Source organism: Photorhabdus temperata (genome assembly GCF_025384845.1).
In the GTDB taxonomy this organism is placed as follows: Bacteria; Pseudomonadota; Gammaproteobacteria; order Enterobacterales; family Enterobacteriaceae; genus Photorhabdus; species Photorhabdus temperata.
In genome coordinates this window covers 1-2,345 of sequence record NZ_JAJAFX010000145.1, presented here as the reverse complement: position 1 = coordinate 2,345, position 2,345 = coordinate 1, and the positions used below count along the sequence as shown (strand labels likewise).

Annotated in this window: 6 protein-coding genes and 1 pseudogene; 4 read left to right on the top strand and 3 right to left on the bottom strand. The window is 43.5% G+C overall.

The features are described 5' to 3' along the window. Positions 1-32: 32 nt before the first annotated feature. The 3 genes and pseudogenes from LGZ99_RS24735 to LGZ99_RS24060 form a co-directional block, all read left to right on the top strand. Positions 33-128, top strand: a pseudogene (locus LGZ99_RS24735) (RHS repeat domain-containing protein); the annotation flags it as partial. A 99-nt stretch (positions 129-227) separates the two neighbouring features. Continuing rightward, entirely contained in the window at positions 228-530 is a 303-nt protein-coding gene (locus LGZ99_RS24065) for a hypothetical protein (RefSeq protein ID WP_046973707.1), read from the top strand. A gap of 15 nt (positions 531-545) precedes the next feature. Beyond that, a complete protein-coding gene (locus LGZ99_RS24060) occupies positions 546-1,019 on the top strand; it encodes an SMI1/KNR4 family protein (RefSeq protein ID WP_046973706.1) in 474 nt (157 codons plus the stop codon). Between the two features lie 54 nt (positions 1,020-1,073). Here the strand turns inward: LGZ99_RS24060 and LGZ99_RS24055 are convergent, their stop codons facing one another. From LGZ99_RS24055 to LGZ99_RS24045, 3 genes are all read right to left on the bottom strand, one after another. After that, entirely contained in the window at positions 1,074-1,271 is a 198-nt protein-coding gene (locus LGZ99_RS24055) for a DUF7706 family protein (protein WP_046973705.1), read from the bottom strand. 13 nt (positions 1,272-1,284) lie between these two features. Further along, positions 1,285-1,608: a SymE family type I addiction module toxin gene (locus LGZ99_RS24050; RefSeq protein WP_046973704.1), complete on the bottom strand. Its 324-nt coding sequence runs from the start codon at positions 1,606-1,608 to the stop codon at positions 1,285-1,287. 78 nt (positions 1,609-1,686) lie between these two features. Next, positions 1,687-2,049 carry a helix-turn-helix domain-containing protein gene (locus LGZ99_RS24045; protein WP_046976653.1) on the bottom strand — a complete coding sequence of 121 codons (363 nt, stop codon included), beginning with the start codon at positions 2,047-2,049 and terminating at the stop codon, positions 1,687-1,689. 132 nt (positions 2,050-2,181) lie between these two features. On the opposite strand from LGZ99_RS24045, the gene LGZ99_RS24040 reads away from it, so the two are divergent. Continuing rightward, positions 2,182-2,345 (top strand): CHC2 zinc finger domain-containing protein (locus LGZ99_RS24040; RefSeq protein WP_262979811.1); only part of this gene is annotated, 164 nt, incomplete at its 3' end.

The following is a 2,345-nucleotide window of genomic DNA, read 5'->3' as shown; positions in this document are numbered from 1 at the left end:
CAACCGTATGATGGCGTCGGGATAGTCCCTAAGATCCGCTCGGGCTAAATGGGGGTCCGAACCCGTATGCGTATGTCCATAATCCCACCGGATGGGTTGATCCTCTGGGGCTGGCAACATGCCCAGTAATCAAACAACGTGTTCTGGACAATATCGCAGCAAGTAAAGCCGCCAGAGAATCATCTAATTTCAGTAAACCTAATACAAAAACGGGTTTTGGTTATGGAGTGAATGATAAGCCCGTCAGAATATCTGGAGACTGGAGTAAACAAGACATATTTAATGGATTGCATGGAAGAACACCTAAAGGTTTAGGCTCGCCAGATCTACATCATGCTCATCAAATGCCAGGCTCTGCCATCCATGAAGTTTTACCAAACGTTCATAGAGGCAATACTGCATTACATCCAAATAAATTTAATCAGGGTGTCACACCGGCCATGCGAGATGCGGATAGGAAATTACATTGGTGGTATAGAGCAAGAGAACAAGGTGCAGAGCAAATATATCCTCATCTAATTTACGATTAATATTTTGGTACTAACATGAATACACATGAATTCTCACGAGTTGTTAATTATGTAAAAAGCATCAAACCAAATTGGTTTTTATCAGGAGATGAATATTTGGCAAGTAAGGAGGATATAGAACAAGTAGAGTTGCTTGTAGGAGGAACTTTACCAGATGAATATATTTATTTTTCAAATAATTATAATGCCGGGTATTTTGCATTCGTGAATATTTACTCTCTTAATCCTAATAGTGAGTGGTATTTACCTGTTAAGAATAAAGAATATGAAATGGTCTCAATGCCACAAGGTTTCATTGCTTTTAGTGATGATGAAACTGGTGGTTATTACGGTTTTTTAAAAGAGAAGACTCAATATAAAAATGAAGTATATTTTTTTGATTCATCAGGGGATGGAAGCATTGAATCAATAAAAGAGGATTTTTTTGAATTTGTTGTTAACAGAGGTTTCCAACCAGAACATTTTGATTTAGATGTTTTAACTCAATAATGATTTCGAATCAAAACCGGAAGATCCTTCGATATCTTCCGGTCTTCTTATGATCTACCTTGGTGAATACCCACGGTAAGCCAGAGCGGACTGGAGCTTAGAGATCGCATCCTTAATCTGATACGCTTCCTCGTCATTCACGGCACAGGCGCGTATCTCCGCCCAGTTCAGTCGTTTAACCAGTTGGGCCAAGGCCAGCGCTTCAATGTGGGTTAACTGAATGTCCTGCAAATGCTCAATCACCACTTTCATTTTATCCTCTCCCTTAGCCCGCGTTGTATTCAGCCAGCATCTCCCGCATCCGCAGCTTAATCTCATTAAGTTGGCTTTGCTGCCGCTGGTATTGCTGCTGATAGTGTTGTGTGGCTTCACTGTCAGGAATCAGAACCAGACAGCCATCCATCACCTTCACCGTAATCTGGCCGCCAGTATTAAACCCCGCCTGTCTCAGCCACAGCCCCTTCAAATGTATCGCCGGTGTGGCGTTGTTGACCTTATTCCCGTTCGGCACATAGCCCACCGTGTAATAACGTTCTGTTTTCACAGCTTTATTTACTGCCGCTTCTGCTTTAGAATGCGCCTTAGCCATAGTGACTACTCCTATTAGTTGCTGTGGTGAGCGGGTTGTCAGTGTTGGCGCACTGGCAATCCGCGTTAGCTTTATTCGTTACTCTTCTTTCTTCTTCGCTGCCTGTCTGGCTGAATCCCAACGTCGGGACTGATACTTGATAATTAAACTCTCCAGCACTTCACGAACAATACTCTGTTCATCATCAGGAAGCTGGCTGATGGCTTCAAACTGCAAGGACAGTTCATCAACTGGCACACGTTCATGTTCATCAAATAACAAAAAGTCCGTGCTGACATTCAGCGAAGTCGCGATCTTCTTCAATACATCGAGGGAAGGCTGAGCCTGCCCTGTCTCGTACTTCTTCCAGCTATTAGCATGAATCCCAATAGCATCAGCCATCGCCTGCTGAGATAAGCTACGTTGCTTACGTAAAGCAATGAGTCGTTCAGATAAGGGCATAGATAAGCACCAGTAAACCGAGTGACTCATGATTTTACCCCCTTGATTAATATCCACTTGACGATAGTACATATATATGTGCCATAATAAAACATATTAGTGGTCTTGACAAGGTTTCAAAGGAACAAACTTATGGCACGCATCCCGGAAGCAGAATTACAGCACCTGAAAGCCGCCGTCTCCTTAGTCGCCGTGGTGGAGCAACAGGGGCGACAGCTCTTTAAACGCGGCAAAGATTACGTGCTGCTGTGCCCGTTCCATCAGGAGAAAACCCCGTCAATGGTTATCTCACCGGC

Bases quoted from the DNA above. Each gene is read 5' to 3' on its own strand.
- LGZ99_RS24050 (WP_046973704.1), bottom strand. From the start codon at position 1,608: ATGGCTAAGGCGCATTCTAAAGCAGAAGCGGCAGTAAATAAAGCTGTG.
- LGZ99_RS24045 (WP_046976653.1), bottom strand. From the start codon at position 2,049: ATGCCCTTATCTGAACGACTCATTGCTTTACGTAAGCAACGTAGCTTA.
- LGZ99_RS24055 (WP_046973705.1), bottom strand. From the start codon at position 1,271: ATGAAAGTGGTGATTGAGCATTTGCAGGACATTCAGTTAACCCACATT.
- LGZ99_RS24060 (WP_046973706.1), top strand. From the start codon at position 546: ATGAATACACATGAATTCTCACGAGTTGTTAATTATGTAAAAAGCATC.